Below are 2708 nucleotides of genomic sequence, written 5' to 3' on the forward strand. Positions count from 1 at the left end.
GAGGGCAGCGTCGAGTACCTGGTCATGAGCCGCATCCCCGGGCGGGCCGCGCGGCATGTGTCCGTAACAGGCCCGGCTCGCACGCAGTTGCTCCACACCCTGGGCCGGCTGCTGCGCCGCCTGCACACCCAGCCGGCTGATCAACTGGCCGACAGCGGCCTGTTCCCGACGGACGATGACGCCGGGGCGTTGCGGCACCGTCTGGAGGTGGCCCTGGCTGATCTCGTCGACGAGATCGATAGCCGGCCGGGTTGCTGGCAGCTCGCGGCCAGCCCGGAAGCGGTCGCCGTCCGCGCGCTTGAGGCGCTTCCGTCACGGTTCGATACGCCGATGGCGCTGCATTCGAATCCCGGACCGACGCACGCGTTCGTCGACGCCGACGGCGCGTTCACCGGGTTGATCGACTTCGGTGACTCCTATCTGAGCCACCCGGCTCTGGATCTGCGTACCTGGCCGGCGGTATCCGATCGGATCGCGCTGCGCGAGGGCTACCTCGACGGCGAGGCGCCGCAGGGCGACTTCGAGGCGGTGTGGACGGCCGCCATGATCTACGCGGACATGAAGGCCATCGCGGGGCGCGCAGAGTCGGCCGCAGGGGCCGGCGGAAATCTGACCCAGCGACTGGCACAGCTGTGAGCGAAGACGACCACACGGGCCCGCCCATGATTACGAGCGAGCTGCCACCCTCCGCCCCGGACCGGCAACACGGCCGGCCACCCGGCGATGGGTTCTTGCGCCGGATGCGACCGTACTTCCGTCAGGTCGCCGGGTTGCTCGTGATCGGCTCGCTGGCCGGCATCGCGATGAACATTGCCGTCGTGCTGCCGTCCGTGCTGCTGGGCCATGCCGTCGACGCCGTGCTCGCGTTCCATCGCGGGCAGGCCACCGGCGGGGCCGTGGCCGGGGCCGCGCTGCTGCTCATCGTCGGTACCGCTGCGACCGAGCTGCCCCGGGTCGGCAAACGCTGGTGGCTCGGCGTGGCCCGGGCCCGCATCTACGCCAACGTGCGCGCCGACGCCCTCCGCGGGGTGCTCTCCTGGCCTGCCGAACGGCTGCACACCACGTCGGTCGGCGAAGTCATGGCCCGCATCATCGGAGACGTCGAGGTGCTCGGCACCGGCGTGAATGAACTCATCGTGGAGACCTGGGACACGGTGCTGTTCTCCGTAGCACTCATCGTGGCCATGCTCGCGTACGACCCGACCCTCGGTGCGCTGGCACTGGCGCCAGTGCCCATCGCGCTGACCCTGGCCAAGGTCGCCGGGATATGGGTGTCCCGGCGCACGCTGCGCGCCCGCGAGGCCAACGCCGCGTTGACCACGTTCGTACAGGAAGGCCTGGTCGGGCTGCGGGTCCTGCGGGCGTCCGGGCGGCGCGCGGCGTTTGCCCGGCGGCTGAACGTGCTGGCCGACGCCCAGGCCGACGCGGAACTGGCGGCGACCCGCTTGGACTCGGCGCTCGCCCCGGTCTACGGCACGCTGACCACCGCCGGGATCCTCGCCGTGATCTGGCTGGGCGGGACGAAGGTCGCCACCGGAGCGCTCAGTGTCGGTGACCTCGTGGCTTTTCTCGGGCTTTTCACCCGGTTCACAGCACGGGCCTTCCGCATCCCGCAGATGGCCAACCGGGTCCAGGCCGCTACTGCGGCCTTCACCCGCCTCGCACCGCTACTTGCCCCGGCGCCCCCCTTGGACGATGAACCGGCCCGCGCCTCGTGGCGCTCGGACCGAGTCGCGGGATTGGGCGTCCGGCCGCGCCACGAGGCAGTGACGCCCCAGCCAGGACCGGTGGGCATCGCCCTGGACGATGTCCTGTTCGTCTACCCCGGTGCGGCGCATCCCGCGCTGAACGAGGTGAGCCTGACAGTGGCTCCCGGTTCGCTGGTCGCGGTCACCGGCCCGGTCGGCTCCGGAAAAACCGCGCTCGCCAGGGCCGTACTGGGCCTGTACCCGGTCCCGAGCGGACGGGTCCGTATCGACGGGGCCGACCCGCACACCTGGACGCCGGCCGACCGGGACAGCGTCGGATACCTGCCGCAGGGAAACCCGGTGTTCTCCGGCAGCGTCGCCGACAACATTGCGCTCACCCACCCGGAACCCGGAACCACCGCCGACACGATCCTGTCCGGGCGCCTGGCGAAGGCGCTGCGGGTGGCCGACCTCGACACCGACGTGGCCGGCATGGCCGACGGGATGGCCACCGGCATCGGTGAACTCGGTGTGCGCGTCTCCGGCGGCCAACGCCAACGCATCGCCCTGGCCCGCGCCCTGGCAGCGCCCGCCACCGGCCCGCGGCTGCTGGTGCTCGACGACCCGTTCTCCGCGATCGACGCCGACACCGAATCCCGCATCATCGCCGCGCTGCGCGAAGCGGTAGGCCCCGCTGCCCCGCCGGAATGCCAAGCCACCATCCTGCTGTGCTCGACCCGCCTCGCCGCGTTCGCACAGGCCGACGAGGTCATCGTCCTCGACCAGGGCCGCATCCACGAGCGCGGTAAACACCAGGAGTTGCTGGCCGCGGGCGGCCTGTACGCCCGTATCTTCTGTGCTCAGCGGCATGGCCGCACCACCGCGGCGGTGGTGCGGCCATGACCGCCACCGACACCCGCACCGAAGAAGTGGCCGGGCTTCAGCCGGCACCGGGCCCGGCGGTGGGTGCCCAGCTTCTCCGGCTGGCACGGCCGTGGTGGGCTCGGCTGCTCCTCATCG

The 2708-nt window shown here is 71.6% G+C and carries 2 protein-coding genes; both read left to right on the top strand.

Features of this window, described 5'->3' with window-relative positions:
- Positions 1-636: phosphotransferase family protein (locus EFK10_RS19145; protein ID WP_127356909.1), on the top strand; the 636-nt coding region annotated here is incomplete at its 5' end.
- Positions 637-740: 104 nt separating this feature from the next.
- Positions 741-2591: an ABC transporter ATP-binding protein gene (locus EFK10_RS19150; RefSeq protein ID WP_127356910.1), complete on the top strand. Its 1851-nt coding sequence runs from the start codon at positions 741-743 to the stop codon at positions 2589-2591.
- Positions 2592-2708 lie beyond the last annotated feature (117 nt).

The organism is Streptomyces soli (assembly GCF_003999195.1).
Classification (GTDB): Bacteria; Actinomycetota; Actinomycetes; order Streptomycetales; family Streptomycetaceae; genus Actinacidiphila; species Actinacidiphila soli.